Below are 20,771 nucleotides of genomic sequence, written 5' to 3'. Positions count from 1 at the left end.
TGGGGATGTCTGATGACCAAGCTGAATTTTGCCGTTTCCATCGCCGTGCTGGCGACCATGCTCGCCGCGGCACCGGCCTATGCGCAGGATACAACCGGACCTGCCGTAGCCGAAGGTGAGAACGACGGCATCATCGTCGTGACCGCACGTAAGCGCGACGAAACATTGTCCGATGTGCCGATCGCGGTGACCGCTATCGATGGCGATACGCTGACCGCGCGCGGGATCAATTCGGTCCGCGAAGCCGCGGTGCTGTCGCCGGGGCTCAACATCAACAGCGACGGCAGCGGCCGAGCATTCGTGGCGATCCGCGGTGTCGGGGTGACGCTGGTGCAGTCGGTGCAGCCCGGCGTCGGCCTGTTCATCGACGGAATTTACCAGCCGAACACGGCTTATCTCAACAACCCGCTGCTCGATGTCGAGCGCATCGAAGTGCTGCGCGGGCCGCAGGGTACGCTCTATGGCAAAAACACGCTGGGGGGCGCGATCAACGTTATTACCCGCGCGCCGAGCGACGTGTTCGAGGTGCGCGCCAACGGCAGCTATGCCGGCCCCGACAATAGCTGGTTGGTGTCGGGTGCGGTGAGCGGGCCGATCGCAGGCGACGTGCTGGGTTTCCGGATTGCCGCCTCGCATCGCCAGCAGGACGGTTTCCTGACCAACACGCTGCTGAACAAGGATGCGAACCGCTTCAACACCGACTCGATCAACGCGACCCTGCGTCTGGCGCCGTCGGACGGCTTTTCGCTGACGATCAAAGGCTATTATGATTGGGTCAATGGGGTGAACACGCCCTATTCGCGCGTCAGCAGCCCGACCGATTATCGGCGCGATATTCAGTTCAATGCCCTGAACGAAATTTCGTACAAATATCGCGGGATCAACGCGCGGGCTGAAGCCGATCTGGGCGGCGGGTCGAAGCTGAGCGTCATCGGCGCCTATGATTTGCGCAACAGCTTCGCCCCCGACAACGATGGCGATTTTGGCCCGACCAATACGGTGCGCACCGTCGGCCGCGACAGCCTGCGCACGATGACGCTGGAAACACGGCTCGACAGCGAATGGACCGATCAGATTTCGACGCTCGTCGGGCTCTTCTATAGCAACGAGGCAACACGCGCGAACGTCACCGACACGATCTCGCTCGTCCATCCGATCCTGGGCCCGATCAGCATCGTGCGGAACACGGTGGCGAAGAATGTCGCCGACACCTATGCGGCATTCGGTACCATGTTCTGGAAACCCAATTCCGATTGGGAAGTCGCGCTGGGGCTGCGCTACGATCGGGAGAACCGGGTTTCGCGCAGTTCGATTTCGGGCGCCATCCTGCCGATCGCCAAACTCAATTCGAGCGAGTGGCAGCCCAAGCTGACCGTGTCGCGCAAATGGACCCCCGACCTGATGACCTATGTGTCGGTCGCGCGTGGCTATCGCGGCGGCGGGTTCAACGCGCCGACGGCGCCGACGCGCACTTATAACGGCGATTCGGCTTGGACGTATGAGGCGGGTGCGAAATATGCGACGCCGCGCCTGATGCTTTCGGGCGCGGTCTTCTACAATGACTATAAAGACTATATCGGGCTCAACTCGATCGCACCGGCGGCGGGCGGCGGGCTGGTCACGGTCGATCTCAACAGCGGCGACGTCGAAAGCTATGGCGTCGAACTCGAAGCGATGGTGCGGCCGGTGCCCGCGTGGTCGATCCGCGGCGGCTTTACCTATATGCACGCTCGGATCACCGACGACAGCGCCTATGTCGGCACCACCGGGCGCCAGCTTTCGTCAGACCGGCTGACATTCCAGCCCGACTGGATGGCGAACATCTCGACCGACTATCGGATCGAGATGGGCGGCGACGATGAAGTCGTGCTGAGCGCCGGGCTGTTCGGCAAGGGCAAGCGGCTGGCGGCGACGCTGAATGAGACGACACCGACGTTCCTCGACAGCTATTGGCTGACCAATGCGTCGATCGCCTATCGCACCGGCCCGGTCGAGATCGCGCTGTTCGCGAACAATCTGTTCAACACCGAATATTTCGAAAGCTATATCGAAAAGACGACGCTGGCGCTCGCGGGGCTGCCCGCCTCCGACCTTGGCATCACCGGCGATCGCCGGCGGTACGGCGTACGCGCCAGCCTGAAGTTCTGACCATGGCGGGGACGGCGCATTCGGGGGAACGCAGGCCGCTCCCCGCCAGCCTGGTAGGGGCGCTGGAGGAGCGGTTTGGGGACCGTTTCCAGCGGGGCGCCGCGGTGCTCGGGCAGCACGGATCGAGCGAGTCCCATTTCGCTCCCGTGCTGCCCGACGCCGTCGTCTTTGCGCATTCGACCGACGATGTCGTCGCGCTGGTGAAACTGTGTGCGGCGGCAGACATTCCGATCGTACCGTTCGGCGCCGGGACGTCAATCGAGGGTAATGCGCTGGCGATCAATGGCGGCATCTCGCTCGATATGAGCCAGATGGACACGGTGCTCGCGGTGAATGCCGAGGATTTTGACTGCGTCGTCCAGCCCGGGGTGCGCCGCGAGGAACTCAACCTCCATTTGCGCGACCAGGGACTGTTTTTTCCGATCGATCCGGGCGCAAACGCGACGATCGGCGGCATGGCGTCGACCCGCGCGTCGGGCACCAATGCGGTGCGTTATGGCACGATGAAGGATGCCGTCCTCAGCCTGGAAATCGTGACGCCGCAGGGGACGGTGATCCGCACTGCGCGGCGCGCGCGCAAGTCGGCGGCGGGGTATGACCTGACCCGGCTCTATGTCGGGTCCGAAGGGACGCTGGGCATCATCACCGCGGTGACACTGCGGCTGCACCCCGTTCCCGACACGATTTCGGCGGCGGTGTGCAGTTTCGAAACCTTAGGCGGTGCAGTCGATACCGTGGTGCAATCAATCCAGTGTGCGGTGCCGTTGGCGCGGGTCGAAATCCTCGACACCAAACAGATGATCGCGGTCAATCGCTGGTCGAAGCTCGATTATCCCGAAGCTCCGACGCTGTTCTTCGAATTTCATGGCAGCGCTATGAATGTCGCCGAACAGGTTGAGACCGTGAAGACGCTGGCCGAAGCCAATGGCGGCAGCGCGTTCAGCTGGTCGAACCTACCCGAGGAGCGGTCGAAACTGTGGCGCGCGCGGCACGAGGCCTATTATGCTGCGGTCAACATGCGCGCCGGGGCGATCGGCTGGGCGACCGACGTGTGCGTGCCGATCAGCCGCCTCGCCGAATGCATCGCCGCAACGCATGTCGATCTGGAGACGTCATCGGTCCCTGCGACGATCCTCGGCCATGTCGGCGACGGCAATTTTCACGTCATCTTCTCGATCGACCCGAACGCGCCCGAAGAGATGGCCGAGGTCGAGGCGATCAACGCGCGCCTCGTCGAGCGCGCGTTGGCGATGGACGGGACGTGCACCGGCGAACATGGGATCGGCATCGGCAAGCAGGCATGGCTGGTCGCCGAGCTGGGCGACGCGGTCGAGCAGATGCGGATGATCAAGCGCGCGCTCGATCCGCAGAATTTGCTCAACCCCGGCAAGATCTTCGCGCTGTAATGGCGACCCAGGCTGAACCGCTCGCGTCGTCCCACGCGCGGCTGACCGCACCCGCGACGCTCGTCCCCCTGCTGCTGCTCGCGCTGGTGGCGACGCTGGGCTTCACTGCGCTCGGCAGCTTTGGCACGATTCAGGAAAGCGCGAAGGCCGAACTCGGGCTCACCGACGACAGCCTCGCGCTGATCCAGGGGCTCGGCGCCGCGGTGCCGATGGTGCTGTTCTCGATCCCGATCGGCATTTTGGTCGATCGGCGTAACCGGGTTCGGCTGACGATCGGGCTGGCGCTGCTGTGGACGCTCGGCACCTTGCTCACCGCCTTTGCGCCAAGCGCGGGGTGGCTCACCGCGGCGCGCATGCTGGTCGGCATCGGCTCGACGGGTTCGCTGACCGCGGCGCTATCGCTGTGCGCCGACTTTTGCGCGCCCGCGCAGCGCGGGCGCGCGATGCTGATTGTCAATCTGGGTAAGGCGCTGGGCGTCGCGCTCGGCTTTGCGCTGACCGGCTGGCTGTTCGGCCTGCTGACCGATTTTGGCGCCCCGGGCTGGCTCGCCGACCTGGCCCCGTGGCGCAGTACCCATGTCCTGCTTGCTGCGATCAGCGCGCTGTGCCTGCTGCCGCTGCTCTTGCTGCGTGAACCTGAGCGCCGCGAGGTTGAGGCCAGCCCCAATGCGCCGTTCCGCATCGTAGCAGCGGAGCTGTGGTCGCGGCGGTCGTTCCTCGGCCCGCTTTTCGCGGGTCAGGTTGCGGTCGTCATGGCCGATGTGGCGGCGACGGTGTGGGTCGCGCCGGTCTTGTCGCGCGACTTCGGGCTTCAGCCCCAGCAATTTGCGGGGTGGGTCGGGGCGCTGATGTTCGGGACCGGGGTTGCGGGCGCGGTGCTTGGCGGATTGTCTGCCGATATCGGCCAGAAGAGCCAGCGGCGCGGCGGTATATTATTGGGCGCGGTCATCGCAGCCGGGATCGGGGTGCCTGCCGCCTTGTTTCCGCTGATGCCGAGCGTGGCCGGCCTTGCGGTTGCACTTGGGGTGATGTCGATGTGCGGCGCGGTGACCGGACTGGTCGTGTCGGTCGCGCTGACGGTGCTGCTGCCCAACGAGCTGCGCGGGCTGTGCATCGGGGCGTTTATCGCGATTGCCGGACTGATCGGTTTCGGGCTGGCGCCGTGGATCGTGACGCAGGTGAGCGGATTGATGGGCGGCGAGGCGATGCTGGCCGAGGCGCTGGCACTGGTCGGGGTCATCGTCAGCGCGCTGTCGTTCTTCGCCTTCGTCCTCGCGATGCGGCGGGCGCCGGAACCTATCATACAGCTATTGCCAAAGCTGTAAGATAGGTCTATGGGAGTCGGTGAGGGAGTTTCGTCCATGCCGATCAAGCACAGCGTAATCGTCTCGTCCGAAATGACGACCTTCGTTGGTCCCGGCGCGTGCGATCGTCTGCTGCTGCCGCCCGACGCGCTGCTGATCGGCTTTGGTGATGTCGGCGAGCCGGTGGTTCGCGCGCTGGCATTTCGCGAGCTGGAAAGCGAAGCACATTTGCTGGTGTTCGCGGTGTCGCGCGGCGCCTGCCGCCGGTTGTTTGGCGACCTTCCCGATCCCGGCGGGCGCTGGTATCTGCCGTCAGACCTGCGCGCGCTGGGGCAATCGATCATCGCCCCCGAATGTGACCCCGCTGCGGCGGACACGCTGCGCCTGGCGCGGAGCATCGAGATGCTGTGCCAGTTTTTCGCCGCGCTGAGCGCGGGCAGCCTGGTGGCGGTCGATGGCCAGCCCAGTTTGAGCGAGGGCGACATCTCGCGGATCGCCGCGGCGCGTCGGATCGTCGACGAACGCTGGCACGAGAAGCTGACGATCGACAATATTGCGCGCAGTTGCGGGATCAATCGCGACAAGCTGACCCGCGGCTTTCGCGAACTGTATCATTGCAGCGTCGGTGAGGCGCTGAGCGAGCGGCGATTGCGGCAGGCGCGGACGTTGCTGGCGGCGAGCGATCTGCCGGTGGCGAGCATCGGTTATCGCTGCGGCTATCTCAACAACGCCAGCTTCACGCGCGCCTTTTCGCGGCGGTTTGGCATGGCGCCGACCGCGATGCGGCGGCTGGGGGTGGCAGCATGAGCGGAATGATCGACCTTGGTCGCGGCTCGCTCGTCGATCGCGCGGTCGATGCGGTGCGCGATTATATCCGCGCCCACGATCTGAAGGTCGGCGACACGCTGCCCGGCGAAGGAAGTTTTGCAACCCAACTGGGCGTCAGCCGTCCAGTGATGCGCGAGGCGTTCGGCGCGCTCACCGCGCTGCGCCTCGTCGATGTCGGCAATGGCCGCAAGCCGCGCGTGGCGGCGATCGACGGCTCGGTGATGGCGGCGTCGATGGGTCATGCGGTCAACACCGCGCAGGTGTCGCTCGCTGATGTCTGGGACGTCCGCCGAACGCTCGAATTGCGCACGGCCGAACTGGCCGCGATCCACCGCAGCGAGGAACAGGCGCAGGCGATCCTGACTGCCGCGCACGGGCTGTCGGTCGAGCATGACGAGGCAGCGCGTACTGCGGCGGACACGCGCTTTCACCAGACGATCGCCGCGGCCAGCGGCAACCAGCTGTTCCTGCAGATCGTGCGGTCGTTCGAGCAGCTGATGGCGGTCGCCATCCCGCGCGCCTGGGCGGGACGCACCACGCGCGAAGAGCGCGACGAGACGCTGGCGCTGCACCGCGAGGTGGCTGAGGCGATCGCGGCGCGGGACCCGGCGCGCGCGCGCGCGGCGATGGACAGCCATTTCAACAATTCGATCGGCGAAATGCTCAAGGATCAGTTCTGAGCCGATGTTGGCCGGGGTCGAACTGGGCGGCACGAAATGCATTTGCACGTTGGGCACGGGGCCGGACGATGTGCGGGCGCAATTCGAGATTCCGACGACAAGTTCCGAACAGACGCTGGCTGCGATTGCGGGCGTCCTTGATGGATGGGATTTCCAGTCGCTCGGCATCGCCAGTTTCGGGCCGCTGGAGCTTGATCGCAGGTCGGCGAAATTCGGGAGCATATTGTCGACGCCGAAGCCAGGGTGGAGCGGGACGGATCTGACGTCGATCGCGAACGGGGTTCCCTTTGCGATCGACACCGACGTCAACGGCGCGGCGCTGGCCGAGGGCTTGTGGGGCGCGGCGCAGGGTTTGGAGAGCTGGGCGTATATCACGATCGGCACCGGGGTCGGCGTCGGTTCGGTTTCGGCGGGCCAAATCTTGCGCGGGGCGGGGCATAGCGAGGCCGGACATCAGCGGGTGCCGAAGCTGGCCGGCGATCTGTTCGCGGGATGCTGCAGATATCACGGCGATTGCGTCGAAGGCTTGGCGAGCGGCCCCGCGATTGCGGCGCGGGCGGGAAAAGAAGGCCGCGACATCGCACCTGATGACGTCGCGTGGACCCACGTCGCGCACGCCATCGCGATGCTCTGTCACAATCTGGTGCTGACGACATTACCCCAGCGTATTTTGATCGGCGGGGGCGTCGCGATCGGCCAGCCGCAGTTGCTGACGGCGGTATGCCATCATCTGGTCAACAGCCTTGCCGGATATCACCAGACCGATGGCGTCGAGAATTTGATCGTGCTGCCGGGTCTCGGCGAACGCGCCGGGCCTTGCGGGTCGCTCGCTCTGGCTTCAAAGGCCGCGAAGTAGCGCTGCTCAGTCATTCGCGATTGTCCCGACGCGGTTTTCGTCTGTTCTCGAAGCACTAAGGCAGAAAGCGGATAGACCGCTTTCTGCCAGAGTCCCCATCAATGAACATGCGACCACCTAGGCCACCGCCCCCGCGAAGATTTCACCTACGGCCCGGAGCGCAGAGGTCGCGAAAAGGGATCCTCGCGCAGAGATTTACCGGCCGTCTCGGGCATGAAACGCAGCGCAATAAGCCCGACGACGCACGCGATCATCATATAATAGGCGGGCATTAGCGGGTCGCCGGTCAGGCTGATCAACCCGCTGCCGATCATCGGCGCCGTGCCGCCAAAGATCGACGTCGAGATATTATAGGCGATAGCGAAACCCGCGAAACGCACCGCGGTGGGGAACATCGCAGGGAAGGTGGCCGAGATCGTCGCGAGCTGCGGAACATAGAGGAGGCCGAGCAGCAGGAAACCCGCAACGGCACCCGCAAAGCCTGTGCCTATCAGCATATAAAGCGGGACGACGAAAATAAGTAGGCCGATCAGCGACCAGCGCCACATCGGCCGCCGCCCGATCCTGTCCGACAAGGCGCCCGCGAACGGCAGAAAGATCATCATGAAGAGCATGCCGATGATCGGCACGATGAGCGCCTCTTCGTTCGACAGGCCGATGCGCCGCTGCAGATAGGTCGGCATATAGCTGAGCAGCGAATAGTTGACGACGTTGAGCGCGACGACCAGCCCGCCGACGACCAGGAGCGGCCGCCAATATTCGCGCATCATCGCGGCGATGCCCGGCGGCTTGCGTCGGTCGGCCGATGCCATTTCCTCGCGAAATACCGGTGTATCTTCAAGCTTCGAGCGCAGATACATGCCGACCAGGCCGACCGGCCCGGCAATCAGGAAGGGTATGCGCCAGCCCCATTCGTGCATCGCTTCATCGCCAAGGTGCAGCGAATAGCCGAGCATCAGCGCGGCGCCGAAGGAAAAGCCCGCGAGCGTGCCAAACTCCAGAAAGCTGCCATAGAAACCGCGGCGGTCGTCGGGGGCATATTCGGCCATGAAGGTCGCCGCGCCGCCATATTCGCCGCCGGTCGAAAAGCCTTGCAGCATCCGCAGGATGATCAGGATCGTCGGTGCCCAGAAACCGATGCTGTCATAGGAGGGGATCAGCCCGACGGCAAAGGTTGCCGCGGCCATCAACAGGATCGTCATCGCGAGCACCGACTTGCGCCCGATGCGGTCGCCGAGCGGGCCCCAGAATAGCCCGCCGAGCGGGCGGACGAGGAAAGAGATCGCAAAGGTTGCGAGCGCGAACAGCACCGCCTCTTCGGTATCGCCAGGAAACAGCGCCGCCGAGATATAGGTCACGCCATAGGCATAGATGCCATAATCGAACCACTCGACCGCATTGCCCAGCGCCGACGCGCCGACCGCGCGATTGAGCGGCGAGGGCTTGGCGAAGGGCGCGGGTTGTCCGGGCGCCGGGATCATCTTTTCGTCCATGTGTCACCTGTTTGCAAAGGGGGCCCCGTCGCCGGAGAGAGGGCGTCGGGGCCGGCGGGATCGAGCAGCGCAGCGACCGGCGTCGTGCGCGGCAGGATCTGGAAATCCTGCTGGTCGGCACCGGGGACCGGGTCGCTGATCGCGAGGCGCCACAGGCCGAAGGCGAGCATCGCCGCCGCCACCGCGGCGATGAAGAGAAAGAGCCCGCCTGCGCCTGCCAGTGTCATCGCCGCCGCGGCGCCGAGCGGGCCGAGCGCGGCGCCGGCCGAATAGAGGAGGACAAGCTGCCCGCTCGCGGCGACCCGCTCCGACGCGAGCAGCCGGTCGTTCACGAAGGCCACGCAAAGCGGATAGAGCGCAAAGCTGAGCCCGCCGAACGCCGCGCCAAGGGCAAGCAGAAGGATGCCAACCGGCTGCATCGCCAGCATGGCGCTGACCGCCAGCGTGGCCGCAAAGCAGGAAATGATGATGCGCCGCCGGTCGTAGCGGTCCGACAGGCGCCCGAGCGGCCATTGCAGCGCGACGCCGCCCAGGATCACCGTCATCATGAAGGTCGCGGTGTCGCCAAGATCGAGCCCGATGCGGCGAGCGTAAATGGCGGCAAGGCCATAGAAGGCGCCGAGCAGCAGTCCGGTCATGCCCGCCCCGGCGACCCCGAGCGGCGATGCTTCGAACAGGCGCCGCAGTGGCAGCGCAGCGGCGTCGTCCAGCATCGGCGCGGGGCTGCGGGTCAGGCAGACGGGAATGATCGCGAGCGAGATCAGCATGGCAGCGATTTCGAACGGAACATGCGGCGCGGTGTTGCCGGTGCGCAGGAAAAGCTGGCCGAGCGCCTGCCCCGAATAGAGCGCGACCATATAACCCGCGAGCACGGTGCCGCGCGTGCCGCTGTCGGCGCGGTCGTTGAGCCAGCTTTCGACGCAGATGAACACCCCCGCGACGCACAGCCCGTCGATCAACCGCAGGCCGCCCCAAAGGAGGGGATGCTGGAACAGGGCATAGGTCAAGGTGCTCGCCGAAAGCAGCGCCACAAACGCCGCGAAGGCGCGGATATGGCCGACGCGGCGCACGACCTCGCCCGCGCGCAGTGCGCCGATGACCAGACCGGCAAAATAGGCGGTGGCCACCAGCCCGATCACCATCGTGCCGCTGCCCGCCCGGTCGAGCCGCAGCCCGATCAGCGTCGACAGAAAGCCGCTGCCCGCCATCATCATAAAGATGGCGATCAGCAGGCTTCGCACCGGCAGGATGGTTGAAAGCATCGCGGGACACCGGCCGCCGCGTCAGGCGGCGCGTCGGTCCTTCGCGGCTTCGGCTTCGTCCTCGACCAGGGCGCGGTGGAGGACGCGGACGGCGTTGTCGAAGTCGCGGCTATCGATGATAAACTGGATATCGACATTGCGGATCTGGTGCTGCATCGCGATCATCGTGATGCCGGCATCGTCGAGCGCGCGCAGCGCATCGGGGACCAGGCCGGGGCGCGAGATGTCGCTGCCGATCGCCGACACCATCGCCACCGGCTGCGCCGAAATGGCGGCATCGGGATAATCCTTTTGCAGGTCGGCGATCACCTTTTTCACCGCATCGGCACTGGCGAGCAGATAATGGGTGATCGTGTTGGCGTTCGACGATTTGCTGACGATCCACAGCCCGTGGCGCTCCAAGGCGCCGAGGATCGCGGTATCATAGCCTTTGACCCCGACCATATCCTGTTCGAAAAATTGCAGCGCCTGCATGTGGCGGATGCCGGTGATGATTTCGACGCGCGGAACGTCGGAGACATAATGCCCCGTCACCAGCGTGCCTTCGTCCTCGCGGTCGAAGGTATTGCGCACCCGCAGCGGAATATCGGTCTGCCGCAGGCCGCGCCCCGCGCCGGGATGGATCGCTTCCATGCCGAGGTTCGCGAGTTGGTCCGCGACGTCGTAATTGGTCCGGCCGATCTTGCGCGCCTTGTCCTCGCCGACCAGCTTCGGGTCGGCGCTCGACAGGTGAAATTCCTTGTGGATGATCGCCTCGCGCGCGCCGGTGACCACCGCGAGCCGTGAAAAGGTCATTTCGGTGTAGCCGCGCGCATAGCGGCGAACCATGCCGCCCTCGCAGCCCGCATAGCCGGTGACGATCGGCAGGGTGGTGGTCAGGTCGATGTCGGCGAACGCGTCGCCGATCCGCGCGTCGAGGCTGCTGAGGTCGTCCTGATCCCACAGCGTCAGGTCGACGAACTGCGCATTCACATCGCGGTCGCGCAGCAACAGGCTGGTGCTGTGCGCGCTATGCGCTTCGCCAACTCCGGCGAGCAATTCGCGCACCGTCATCAGCTGCTCCTTGACGCAGAAGCGGCCATGACTGCGCAGCCGGGCGAGATCGTCGAGGCAGGCGGTGACCGCGGCGATCCGGCGATCGACAAAGGCATCGGCTTCGGCGCGGCTTTCGTCGCGGGCAAACATGGCGGCATTGCGCGCGTGCATCGCATGATGAACCTCGCGCATTGCGCCCCGCCAACCGTCGGCGGCGTCATCGGCGACGAAACGCCCATAAACGCCGGGAACGCCCGTCTTTTTGTTCTCGAGCAGCAGGTCGGTCATCCCGGCATAGGCCGAGACGACAAAGATGCGGCTATAGAGATCGGCGCCCGACCGACCTGCGATCAGGACATTGTCGAACAATGTCGCGGTCGCCGCCATCGACGTGCCGCCGATCTTTTCGACGCTGTGCCGCCCGGTCATGCCGCAACCGTTTCGACCAGTGATCCGCGTTGCGGCGTCAGCGGCGCGGGTTCGTCGCGATTGGCGAGGAACCACGGCCGGGGCTTTTCGACCCCGAACGGTTTTTCCAGCGGGTTGCTGACCGCATTATAGACCAGGAACGCGTTGGCGCGCGGGAAGGGGGTGATGTTGCCGTTCGATCCGTGCATCAGATTGCAGTCGAACAGGATCACCGTTCCCGGCTTGCCGGTGGGGGCAACAATGCCATGCTTGTGCGCCAGTTCGGTTAGGCTGTCCTCGTCGGGCACGCCATATTCCTGTTTTTTCAGCGAGCTCAGATAATGGTCGTCGGGGGTTTCGCCGACACAGGTCAGATAGGTTTTGTGCGAGCGCGGAATGACCATCAACGGCCCGTTGTGCGGGGTGTTTTCGGCGAGCAGGATCGACATCGACAGCGCGCGCATCCGCGGCATGCCGTCTTCGACATGCCAGGTTTCAAAATCGCTGTGCCAGTAAAATTCCTTGCCCTTGAAGCCGGGTTTGTAGTTCAGACGCGACTGGTGGATATACACTTCGTCGCCCAGCAGGAAGCGCGCGACATCGGCGAGCCGCGCGTCGGCAGCGAGCCGCGCCATCACCGCGTTCTGCCGGTGAATTTCAAAGATCGAGCGGATTTCGTTGCTCTGCGGCTCGGTCACGATTGTGTCGTCGTCGAGCGCAGACGGGTCGGCGAGCAGCTTGCCGGCGGCGCGCTGCAGAAAAGTCACCTCGTCGTCCGAAAAAAGATCTTCCAGCACGATATAGCCGTCACGGTCGAATTGTGCGGCCTGTTCGACGCCGATCGGCGCATCGTCGCTCCATTCGCTATGGACGACAGGATCCTGGCGCGGCCGCATCTCGGCGGCAGACGCTTGGCGGGATGGGTAGATGTCGGTCATGGGACGTCCCCCTTTCATGGTCTGGATGGATGTCAGTCGGCGGGAACGGGTTCGCGCGCGGGCGCGGTGTCGGCCGGATAAGCGCCGCTCGCGTCATGCACTTCCTTACCGGTGACCGGCGGGTTGAAGACGCAGGCGGTCAATATGTCGGTCTCGGGGCGCACGATATGGCGATCATGGTCGTTGAGCGCATACATCACGCCGGGTTCCAGCTTGTGTGTCTTACCCGTGCCCAGATCCTCGATCGTGCCGGTGCCTTTCAGGATGAACACCGATTCCAGATGGTTCTGATAATGCATCTTCAGCTCCGACCCCGCGAACAGCGTCGTGATGTGGAAGGAAAAGCCCATGCCATCGTCCTTGAGCAGCATGCGGGCGCTGGCCCAGCCGTCCGAGCGGACATTCTGGTCGGTCTTGCGAATGGCGTTCAAATTGCGAACGATCATGGTATATTCTCCTGTGTTATTCGGCGGCGACGGCGTAATCGGCGGCCATCGCCTGACGGAATTTGGTTTCGAGGATATCGAGCCCGGTCGCGAGCGTCGCGTCGTCGATGATCAGCGGCGCGAGCACCTTGATCACTTCGTCGTGCGCGCCGCTGGTTTCGATAATCAGGCCGGCGTCGAAACAGGCCGCGGTGACCGCAGAGGCCAGTTCGCCCGACCCGGTGTTGACGCCGCGCATCATTCCGCGTCCGCGCGTTTCGAACCCATGCTCGGCCGCGATCCGATCGAGCCGCGTTTCGAGTAGAGCGCCGCGGCGCGCAACGTCGCGCTGGAATTCGTCGCCGCTCCAGAAATGGCGGAGCGCCGCGGTCGCGGTGACGAACGCGTGGTTGTTGCCGCGGAACGTGCCATTATGCTCACCCGGCGACCACTGGTCGAGTTCGGGATGGAACAGCGTCAACGCAAAGGGCAGCCCCATGCCTGACAGCGATTTCGCCATGGTGATAATGTCGGGGGTGAAGCCCATGCCTTCAAAGCTGAAAAAGCCGCCGGTGCGGCCGCACCCGGCCTGAATATCGTCGATGATCAGCAGCGCGCCATGCGCCTTGGCAATCTCGGCGATCCGGCGCAGCCATTCGGGCGATGCGGCGTTGAGGCCGCCTTCGCCCTGAACGGTCTCGACGAGAATCGCGGCGGGCGCATCGAGCCCGCTCGACGGGTCGGACAGGCGTTGTTCGAGCAGTTCGGCGGTATCGACCTCGGGGCCGTAATAATCGTAATAGGGTTCATGCGCGACATGGCTGAGCGGCACCCCGGCGCCGCCGCGCTTGGCGGCGTTGCCGGTGCAGGCGAGCGCGCCTAATGTCATGCCGTGGAAGCCGTTGGTGAAGGCGATGACCATCTCGCGCCCGGTGATCTTGCGCGCGAGCTTGATCGCGGCCTCGACCGCGTTGGTGCCGGTGGGGCCGGTGAACATCATGCGATAATCGAGCCCGCGCGGGGTCAGGATCACCTCTTCGAACGCGCGCAGGAAGTCCTCCTTGGCGTCGGTGTGGAGGTCGAGGCCGTGGGTGATGCCGTCGGCGGCGATATAGTCGAGCAGCGCCTGTTTCAGCAGCGGATGATTGTGGCCATAGTTGAGCGTCGAGCAACCCGACAGGAAGTCGAGGTAGCGGCCGCCCTGGTCGTCATGCATCCACACGCCCTGGGCCCTGCCGAACTGACGAGGCATCGAGCGCGCATAACTGCGCACGCCGGATTCGCGTCGCTCATAGATTTTCCGGTCCGGAATCGTGCCGGACGGTTTCGGTGACATATTCATTTAATTACCCCTGGGCTTTCTGAATCTTGCTAAAGGTCAAAGGCCCGATGCGGGCCTGATATTCGGTCGGATAAGCGCCGGCGAAATGCGCCTCGCGCTCAAACAGCGCGCTGCGCTCCAGCTCGGCACCCCAGTCCCGGGCAAGGCCGCGAAAAAGCGCCCACGAGGCCTTGTTGCCGTCGGTGATCGTCGTGATCAGATGGGTGACGTCATGCTGCGCGGAACGGGTGAGCAGTGATTTGATCATCTGACTGGCCAGGCCTTTGCCGCGTCCTTCGGCCGCGACAGCAACCTGCCAGACGAAGAATGCACGGGGGTCCGACGCAGGGCGATGCCCCGAAACCCAGCCGACGATCCGGTCGCCGAGTTCGGCGATCACGCACTGGTCGGCAAAATGCGTACACTGAATCAGATTGCAGTAAGCCGAATTGCGATCGAGCGGCGGGCAGCGGGAGATGAGCGCGGTAACCGCCGGGCCGTCGGTGCTGACCGGCGGGCGAAAACGCAGCGATGCCCCGGACGATGGCTCTGCGTTCAAATCGGGTTGCGAGGGCAAGGACACGTCGTCCTTTTGCCGATACAAGATAATTCATCTCCTGAAATAAACTGCTGAACCAGCTATGTGGTGCCCAGCGGAATGTGGCGTAAATATAGGATTTCTGCCAGATCAATCAACCCCCGAGCCGGGAATATAATTCGATATCTGAAGTATATTGTTGCGCCAGCGGTGCAAAAATTTGCCATTGGTGCGCAGGCGCCGCGCAGCTAACAGGGGCGGATGGAAGCTGCGATCGCCAATGCCACCTTGAAAGCACTACGCCGGATTTTGCGCGCGACCGACGGCGGCAATCGCAAGCTGGCCGCGGCAACCGGGCTTACCCCGTCGCAGCTGCTCGTCCTGCGCGAAGTCGAAGCGCGCGACGAGGTCACGCCGGGCTCAATCGCCCAGCGATTGCAGTTCAGTCATGCGACGATCACCGCCATCGCCGATCGGCTCGTCGACCTCGGGCTGGTCACGCGGACGCGCGGCGAGCGCGACAAGCGGCAGATCCTGCTGAACGCGACGGCGGAAGGGCGCCAACGGCTCGCCGACGCTCCGGACATGTTGCAGGAAATCTTCGCCGAACGCTTCGCTGCACTTCCAATGTGGGAACAGGCGATGATTTTGGCCGGCACAGAGCGGCTCGCTGTCATCCTAGGCGCAGGCGACCTAGATGCCGCACCTCTCCTCGACACCGGAATAATCGACCGGACGGGCGTTCGCGACGGGCAATAATGCGGGTTTTCAACGGGCCGAAACGGGCGGCAGCTTAGATTCTCTGCTAAGCTGAATTTGGGCCGCACCGCGTGGAATTGCAGTATCTGTCCCAGGAATTATGCGTTTTGGAGCGGTGAAATTTCATGATAGATTGGTAACGTCATTTGAAGTTCGCCTTCGCAAAAAAGGGGGATCGTGATGCATCATCCGTTCAAGGCCGCCATGATCGTCGGTATCGGATTTTCTCTCGCCAGTTTTGCACCTGCGCCGGGTTATTCCATCGCCGCTCTCGAAGCGCTGGATCCCAGTCGGCTGGCCAACTTCTATTGTGGCGCGCGGCGTGCGGGTTCGACGCTGGCCAACGAGCTCCTCATCGCTGCGGCAGTTGCCGCACCCGCCAGTGAGGGCGGGACGATACCCCTCTTTTCCGATCTGACTTCTTCGTCATTCCCGGTTTCGACGCGCGATACGCAGGCCCGGCGCTATTTCAGCCAGGGCCTGCTGCTGACCTACGGCTTTAACCATGCCGGGGCGGTTCGCTCCTTTCGCGAAGCCCAACGCAGCGATCCGAATTGTGCGATGTGCTGGTGGGGCGAAGCCGTCGCGCTCGGCCCGAACATCAACGCGCCGATGGACGATCGCGACCACGCTGCGGCACTCGATGCCATGGACCGCGCGATGGCTCTGCGCGCCGGTGCGATTCCCGTGGAGCGGGCGCTGATCGAAGCGGTGGCGCGTCGGTACTCGCGCGATCCCGGCATGGACCGTGCCGCGCTCGACGCCAGCTATGCCGACGCCATGCTTGACGTCGCGCGCCGCTTTCCCGGCGATGACGATGTGGCGGTGCTCGCCGCAGAGGCGGCGATGGACACCAGCCCGTGGAATTATTGGGAAGCGGACAAGAAGACGTCTGTGGGACGCAGCGGCGAAGCGGTGCGGCTGATTGAAGCCGTCTTGCGCCGCAATCCAGCCCATGTTCAGGCGAACCATCTTTATATCCATCTCATGGAAGCCAGCGATCCGCAGCGTGCGGAAGCCGCAGCTGACCGACTGGCAAACCCGCTAGCGCCGAGCGCCGCGCATCTCGTTCATATGCCGGGCCATATCTATCAGCAGCGCGGTCGCCATGCCGACTCGATCCGCGTGAACGTCGCGGCCGCGCGTGCGGATGAAGCGTTCATGCGCAGCGCCGGCGACAATGGCCTGGTGCGTTACGGCTATTATCCGCACAATATTCACTTCATCGTGACATCTGCGCAGATGGCCGGCGACATGCGAACCGCGATCCGCGAGGCCCGGCGCCTCAGGACTGTGCTCAATCCGGATACCTCCGAGCGGATAGCGTGGATACAATCCATCGACGCAGCGCCTTATATGGCAATGGCGCAGTTCGCCGATGCGAAGGCCATTCTGGCAATGCCTGAGCCCGACGCGCGCTTGGCCTATCCGACCGCGATGCGACATTATGCGCGGAGCATCGCCTACGCCCGGCTTCGCGATCAAGCCGGATTTGATAAGGAAATGGCGGCAATGGCCCGGCTGCGGGGTTCGGGTGCGATGAAGGGCATGATCGATCAGGGTGTGCCCGCGGCAGATTTGGCGATGCTCGCCGAACTGGTCGCCCGCGGCCGTTTCGCGTCGGCGCGGGGCCGCTATGACGAGGCAATCGATTTTTACCGGCAAGCCATCGAGATCGAGGGCCGTCTCCCATATCAAGAGCCGACGTACTGGTATTATCCGGTCAAGCAGTCACTGGGCGCGGCGCTCTTTCAGGCGCGCCGCTATAGCGACGCGAGCGACGCCTTTCGCGGAGCGCTTGCGCAGACGCCCAATAATGGCTGGGCGCTCTACGGGCTCTCTCGCAGCGAAGCGGCGCAGGGCCACAAACTTGAGGCGGCCGCTGCAGACAGGGCTTTGTCGAAAGCTTGGCTTGGTAATAAACGCTGGCTTCGCATGGACCGGCTGTAATCGACGCTTGAGGCCAACGGCCTCCAAACAAATTTGGCATCGGTCTTTTTGGGCGCATTCGAGCGCGCCGATTGCCTCGCCGCGAAGATCGGTCGTTTACCCACGCGATGACGTTCGCATAATCGTTCCCGGCAGAAATGCTGCGTGACAATAATCGGCCAACTTCCCTCTCAGGCGATAACAAGGGTCAAGCTTCATCGATCAGAGCAAGAAGTTGACGGTTGCGGCGAGGGCCAAGGCGGAGAAGGCAAGTCCGGCCATCTGAACCAGAGCTATTCCGATCGTGCCAGGAAATCGGGAATAACACCCGTTGCGTCCCAATAGTCGGCGAGCCCCATTTGCTCGCATAGCGGCAGGAAGCGTGGATGTTCGCGAAGGGCCGACGTAACCGGCAGAAACAGCATCTGGGTGACGCGGCGATGCTGGTCGGTCACCGACGGATCGGACACCGTCTTGTGCAATCCGACGCTGACGGGTCCGCTGCGCAATAAATATCCATCCGCAACGCGCAATGCCGCCTCAACCTCGCCAAGTCCAGCGAGGTGAATTACCGCCGCCAGTCCCTGTGCAGGACCCTGTTCGGCCGATAGCAGGTTTCGCTCCACTGCCTGCGCGTGCCGGGCCGCGTCGCCGGGATCGGCAAGCGCCGCCAGCGTAACCTCGAGTGTCACGAGCGCGGGCCCGGGCAGGTCGGGCCGCGCCGCCGTATCGCCGAGTTGCTGGATCGCCTGCCGAACCCGACCAGTGAAGGCAAGGCTCCACAGCCGGGCAAACCATATCGCCGGATGGCGCGGCCATAAGGTCATGCCGCGGTCGCCAATTCGGTCCATGGCAGTCAACTGGCCCGTCGACCAGAGTTGGTAGTTCAGTTTGTAGTGCAACGTCGCTGCGAGAGGCTCAATCGCTATCAAACGGCTGCCAATTGCGGCCGCCTCGCTCGGCCGTCCTGTCGCCATTTCGAGCATGCAAAGATCATGCGCCGCGACAATATTGTCGGGGCTTTCTTCCAATGCGCCGATGAGTTTTCGGCGGCGCTCGATCCAGTCACCGAACAGCGGCGGCAGTCCGATCAGAGCCGCGCGAGCGTGAGATTGTGTCGGGTCAATCGCCAGAGCGCGCGCCGCGGCGCCCTCGCATTCGCGTACCAACTGGGAACAAAGATCGAGGTCGGCATATTCGGCGCCATTGCGCAGGATCAGGGCCAGCATCCCTTGGACTTCCGCCTGCTGCGGTGTCGCCGCCGCCGCCGCGCGAAGCGCCGCGAGGGCGCCATGGTCGACGAAAGGCGCTCCCAGCTTCCAGCTCTGCCAGCCTTCATCGATCGCATGTGCTGTAAGCTCGCTGTTGTCAGCGACCAGCAACGCATAGCCTGAACCGGGGACTGTTTCGACCCGCAAGCCGTTGTCGGTCGCGGTGTTCAAGGCCCGCCGCAGTCCACCTATCGCTCGGTTCAGGCTGTCATCACCGACGACCGTTCCGTTCCAGCATCGCGATAGCAGGTCGTCACGGGTAACGAGGCGGCCAGGCGCCTCGGCCATCGCGACGAGCACCTGCATTATCCGGGGTTCGACGACGGCTTGGCCCGACGCGCCCTTGATGCTGCGCATCGACGGGCTGATCGTCACACCCCCCAAGGCAAAGTCGGGACGCGGGGCCAGGTTGTTCGGATTAAGTGGCTCGCTAGACACCCCCGTCACGCCCCTTCCGACCGTCATGAAATCATCGGTTCTCCATCATGGCCTTATCCGATCCCTGCTGACAAGACACAGCAAAGCCGAAGGGGTGATTTATGCAACATGATCCGATCGCCAGAAAGCCCGTCACATTGGCGTTGATGCTGATGGTCTTGCTTGCGTCTTGTGGCGGAGATTCCTCGTCCGATGGTGGTAGCGCCGTGGTCTTGCCACCGCCAGCACCAACGCCCACGCCGACACCAGCACCGACGCCGACACCTTCGACCTTTGTCGGCGCCGTCTATGCGGGAACGAACAACAATGGTCCGGGGGGCAATTGGGTCGTCGGCTTCGGCCGCCGGGCCGACGGAACGCTCGTGCCGCTCGATGCCTATGAAACCGGCGGAACCGGCCGCGCGAGTTTCTCATCGACGCCGCCCCGCCTCAATTCGTTGATCGCAGAGGATTCGATCATCGCTGTGGATGATCGTTTCCTGTTGGTCGTCAACGCCGGTTCGAATGACGTGACCAGCTTTCGCATCAACGCCGACTACAGCCTGTCGCAGATCGACGTCGAACCGAGCGGCGGAACGGCCCCGATCAGCCTCGCTTATCGCGACGGCGTCGTCTACGTCGCCAATGCCGATGAGGATGGGAGCTTCACCGCCCCGCCAAATCAGAGCGGAAATATCACGGCGATGACGATCGATCCTGCGACGGGCGCGCTGGCCCGCATTGCGGGCGTTTCGGTCAGCCTTGGTGGCCGTCCGGCCGATCTTGAGGTGACAGCCGATGGCAACTGGCTCCTCGCTTCCTCGGTCAATGCCGGGTCACCGCAGCTGCCGCAGCCAACCGCGGCCGAAATATCGACCTTCCGTATCGAGGATGACGGCCGGTTCGCCGCCGCGCCAACCGGCACCGGCATGTCGACGCAGTTCGGCAACGCAGCAGGACGGCATTTGCCGAATGCCATTGGAATCGAAACCTGGTCGGTCGGCAACCGCCAATTCGTGATCGCAGCCGAAGCGAGGACGGTCTCGTCGACGGGCATTCCATCGGCTACTTTCGCGGCGCTCCAGACCGCTTCGGTCTCAACCTGGGAAATTGCGGCCGACGGCAGCTTGCTCCCACGATCGCAGGATTTCCTGCTCGGTCCGACGACAAGCTCAGGCCCGACCCAGGCCGGATTTCTTGTCTATTCCCCGATCTATTCGGTTTTCTGGGTGGCCACTTCGGCCAGTGCCACGATCTCGGGCTATGGACTAAACGTCGACGGGACGATCGCCAGTGGCGGCATGGCAGGTCTGGTTGCCACCGGCATCGCTGCCGACCCGGCAGCGACGAGCCCGCTTGCCAATGCCGACGGCTATGTCGACCTGGCGATCAGCGCCGACGGCCGTTGGCTATACCAGCTCGTCGGACTCAAGGGACGCGTCGATGTCTATGAGATTGATACGCTCGTCGCGACCAACATCGCGCGCCGCCAACAGGTCGTTACCGGCCTGTTGCCGATGGACAATCTGCAAGGGCTCGTTTCGGTGGGAGGATAAGCGACCACGACCGGTGCGCGCTGACGATCGCGCCGACCAAAGCCTACGCCCGGTCGATCCGCGCGTGAGCGAGGTAACGGCTGGCGAGCATATGGGTGCTCACGACGTCAGCCTTGGGTCGCGGCGCGGCGTTGGAGACGGCTTGCGGAGCAGCACTTCGATCGCGGCGAGTTAAATGCCGCGTGACAAAGCGGGCG

The 20,771-nt window shown here is 64.0% G+C and carries 17 protein-coding genes; 9 read left to right on the top strand and 8 right to left on the bottom strand.

Features of this window, described 5'->3' with window-relative positions; translation table 11 throughout:
- The first annotated feature begins 12 nt into the window (after nucleotides 1–12).
- The 6 genes from CDQ92_RS08540 to CDQ92_RS08515 are packed head-to-tail and all read left to right on the top strand — an operon-like array spanning nucleotide 13 to nucleotide 7,222.
- Complete coding sequence (locus CDQ92_RS08540) at nucleotides 13–2,148, top strand: TonB-dependent receptor (RefSeq protein ID WP_088440968.1); 2,136 nt, start codon at nucleotides 13–15, stop codon at nucleotides 2,146–2,148.
- Between the two features lie 2 nt (nucleotides 2,149–2,150).
- Nucleotides 2,151–3,554, top strand: coding sequence for an FAD-binding oxidoreductase (locus CDQ92_RS08535; protein ID WP_088440967.1), 1,404 nt, complete (start codon nucleotides 2,151–2,153; stop codon nucleotides 3,552–3,554).
- Complete coding sequence (locus CDQ92_RS08530; RefSeq protein WP_088440966.1) at nucleotides 3,554–4,879, top strand: MFS transporter; 1,326 nt, start codon at nucleotides 3,554–3,556, stop codon at nucleotides 4,877–4,879. Before CDQ92_RS08535 ends, CDQ92_RS08530 begins: the two co-directional genes overlap by 1 nt.
- A gap of 36 nt (nucleotides 4,880–4,915) precedes the next feature.
- Nucleotides 4,916–5,665, top strand: a complete 750-nt coding sequence (locus CDQ92_RS08525) for a helix-turn-helix transcriptional regulator (RefSeq protein ID WP_158213808.1) — start codon at nucleotides 4,916–4,918, stop codon at nucleotides 5,663–5,665.
- On the top strand, nucleotides 5,662–6,366 hold the full coding sequence (locus CDQ92_RS08520) for a FadR/GntR family transcriptional regulator (RefSeq protein ID WP_229667133.1): 705 nt from the start codon (nucleotides 5,662–5,664) through the stop codon (nucleotides 6,364–6,366). The genes CDQ92_RS08525 and CDQ92_RS08520 overlap by 4 nt, the downstream gene beginning before the upstream one ends.
- A 4-nt stretch (nucleotides 6,367–6,370) precedes the next feature.
- Nucleotides 6,371–7,222: an ROK family protein gene (locus CDQ92_RS08515; RefSeq protein ID WP_088440964.1), complete on the top strand. Its 852-nt coding sequence runs from the start codon at nucleotides 6,371–6,373 to the stop codon at nucleotides 7,220–7,222.
- A gap of 146 nt (nucleotides 7,223–7,368) precedes the next feature.
- Here the strand turns inward: CDQ92_RS08515 and CDQ92_RS08510 are convergent, their stop codons facing one another.
- From CDQ92_RS08510 to ectA, 7 genes are read right to left on the bottom strand one after another with little or no spacing between them, the layout of a single operon-like run.
- Nucleotides 7,369–8,715 carry an MFS transporter gene (locus CDQ92_RS08510; protein ID WP_088440963.1) on the bottom strand — a complete coding sequence of 449 codons (1,347 nt, stop codon included), beginning with the start codon at nucleotides 8,713–8,715 and terminating at the stop codon, nucleotides 7,369–7,371.
- Entirely contained in the window at nucleotides 8,700–9,977 is a 1,278-nt protein-coding gene (locus CDQ92_RS08505; protein WP_088440962.1) for an MFS transporter, read from the bottom strand. The genes CDQ92_RS08510 and CDQ92_RS08505 overlap by 16 nt, the downstream gene beginning before the upstream one ends.
- A 21-nt stretch (nucleotides 9,978–9,998) precedes the next feature.
- A complete protein-coding gene (locus tag CDQ92_RS08500; RefSeq protein ID WP_088440961.1) occupies nucleotides 9,999–11,441 on the bottom strand; it encodes an aspartate kinase in 1,443 nt (480 codons plus the stop codon).
- Nucleotides 11,438–12,358 carry an ectoine hydroxylase gene (gene thpD, locus CDQ92_RS08495; RefSeq protein WP_088440960.1) on the bottom strand — a complete coding sequence of 307 codons (921 nt, stop codon included), beginning with the start codon at nucleotides 12,356–12,358 and terminating at the stop codon, nucleotides 11,438–11,440. The genes CDQ92_RS08500 and thpD overlap by 4 nt, the downstream gene beginning before the upstream one ends.
- Before the next feature lie 32 nt (nucleotides 12,359–12,390).
- Nucleotides 12,391–12,804 (bottom strand): ectoine synthase, encoded by a 414-nt coding sequence (locus CDQ92_RS08490; RefSeq protein WP_088440959.1) that lies wholly within the window; start codon nucleotides 12,802–12,804, stop codon nucleotides 12,391–12,393.
- Between the two features lie 16 nt (nucleotides 12,805–12,820).
- On the bottom strand, nucleotides 12,821–14,125 hold the full coding sequence (ectB, locus tag CDQ92_RS08485; protein ID WP_088440958.1) for a diaminobutyrate--2-oxoglutarate transaminase: 1,305 nt from the start codon (nucleotides 14,123–14,125) through the stop codon (nucleotides 12,821–12,823).
- A 4-nt stretch (nucleotides 14,126–14,129) separates the two neighbouring features.
- Nucleotides 14,130–14,708: a diaminobutyrate acetyltransferase gene (gene ectA, locus CDQ92_RS08480; RefSeq protein ID WP_308423593.1), complete on the bottom strand. Its 579-nt coding sequence runs from the start codon at nucleotides 14,706–14,708 to the stop codon at nucleotides 14,130–14,132.
- Nucleotides 14,709–14,903: 195 nt separating this feature from the next.
- On the opposite strand from ectA, the gene CDQ92_RS08475 reads away from it, so the two are divergent.
- Nucleotides 14,904–15,401 carry a MarR family winged helix-turn-helix transcriptional regulator gene (locus CDQ92_RS08475; RefSeq protein WP_169714551.1) on the top strand — a complete coding sequence of 166 codons (498 nt, stop codon included), beginning with the start codon at nucleotides 14,904–14,906 and terminating at the stop codon, nucleotides 15,399–15,401.
- Between the two features lie 180 nt (nucleotides 15,402–15,581).
- Complete coding sequence (locus tag CDQ92_RS08470; RefSeq protein ID WP_144035725.1) at nucleotides 15,582–17,351, top strand: tetratricopeptide repeat protein; 1,770 nt, start codon at nucleotides 15,582–15,584, stop codon at nucleotides 17,349–17,351.
- A 272-nt stretch (nucleotides 17,352–17,623) separates the two neighbouring features.
- Here the strand turns inward: CDQ92_RS08470 and CDQ92_RS08465 are convergent, their stop codons facing one another.
- Nucleotides 17,624–19,048, bottom strand: a complete 1,425-nt coding sequence (locus tag CDQ92_RS08465; protein ID WP_158213807.1) for a winged helix-turn-helix domain-containing protein — start codon at nucleotides 19,046–19,048, stop codon at nucleotides 17,624–17,626.
- 92 nt (nucleotides 19,049–19,140) lie between these two features.
- Here CDQ92_RS08465 and CDQ92_RS08460 point away from each other — a divergent pair, with 92 nt between their 5' ends.
- Nucleotides 19,141–20,574 carry a beta-propeller fold lactonase family protein gene (locus tag CDQ92_RS08460; protein WP_144035724.1) on the top strand — a complete coding sequence of 478 codons (1,434 nt, stop codon included), beginning with the start codon at nucleotides 19,141–19,143 and terminating at the stop codon, nucleotides 20,572–20,574.
- The last annotated feature ends 197 nt before the right edge of the window (nucleotides 20,575–20,771 follow it).

Source organism: Sphingopyxis bauzanensis, assembly GCF_002205675.1.
Taxonomy (GTDB): Bacteria; Pseudomonadota; Alphaproteobacteria; order Sphingomonadales; family Sphingomonadaceae; genus Sphingopyxis; species Sphingopyxis bauzanensis.
The sequence above is the reverse complement of the archived record's forward strand: the minus strand, read 5'-3'. Positions and strand labels throughout refer to the sequence as shown.

What these genes read in the sequence shown, in the direction of transcription:
- CDQ92_RS08540 (WP_088440968.1), top strand. Translation starts at nt 13, where the DNA reads ATGACCAAGCTGAATTTTGCCGTTTCCATCGCCGTGCTGGCGACCATG.
- CDQ92_RS08490 (WP_088440959.1), bottom strand. Translation starts at nt 12,804, where the DNA reads ATGATCGTTCGCAATTTGAACGCCATTCGCAAGACCGACCAGAATGTC.
- CDQ92_RS08500 (WP_088440961.1), bottom strand. Translation starts at nt 11,441, where the DNA reads ATGACCGGGCGGCACAGCGTCGAAAAGATCGGCGGCACGTCGATGGCG.
- ectB (WP_088440958.1), bottom strand. Translation starts at nt 14,125, where the DNA reads ATGAATATGTCACCGAAACCGTCCGGCACGATTCCGGACCGGAAAATC.
- CDQ92_RS08475 (WP_169714551.1), top strand. Translation starts at nt 14,904, where the DNA reads ATGGAAGCTGCGATCGCCAATGCCACCTTGAAAGCACTACGCCGGATT.
- CDQ92_RS08470 (WP_144035725.1), top strand. Translation starts at nt 15,582, where the DNA reads ATGCATCATCCGTTCAAGGCCGCCATGATCGTCGGTATCGGATTTTCT.
- thpD (WP_088440960.1), bottom strand. Translation starts at nt 12,358, where the DNA reads ATGACCGACATCTACCCATCCCGCCAAGCGTCTGCCGCCGAGATGCGG.
- CDQ92_RS08535 (WP_088440967.1), top strand. Translation starts at nt 2,151, where the DNA reads ATGGCGGGGACGGCGCATTCGGGGGAACGCAGGCCGCTCCCCGCCAGC.
- CDQ92_RS08505 (WP_088440962.1), bottom strand. Translation starts at nt 9,977, where the DNA reads ATGCTTTCAACCATCCTGCCGGTGCGAAGCCTGCTGATCGCCATCTTT.
- CDQ92_RS08515 (WP_088440964.1), top strand. Translation starts at nt 6,371, where the DNA reads ATGTTGGCCGGGGTCGAACTGGGCGGCACGAAATGCATTTGCACGTTG.
- CDQ92_RS08530 (WP_088440966.1), top strand. Translation starts at nt 3,554, where the DNA reads ATGGCGACCCAGGCTGAACCGCTCGCGTCGTCCCACGCGCGGCTGACC.
- CDQ92_RS08525 (WP_158213808.1), top strand. Translation starts at nt 4,916, where the DNA reads ATGCCGATCAAGCACAGCGTAATCGTCTCGTCCGAAATGACGACCTTC.
- CDQ92_RS08510 (WP_088440963.1), bottom strand. Translation starts at nt 8,715, where the DNA reads ATGGACGAAAAGATGATCCCGGCGCCCGGACAACCCGCGCCCTTCGCC.
- CDQ92_RS08520 (WP_229667133.1), top strand. Translation starts at nt 5,662, where the DNA reads ATGAGCGGAATGATCGACCTTGGTCGCGGCTCGCTCGTCGATCGCGCG.
- CDQ92_RS08460 (WP_144035724.1), top strand. Translation starts at nt 19,141, where the DNA reads ATGCAACATGATCCGATCGCCAGAAAGCCCGTCACATTGGCGTTGATG.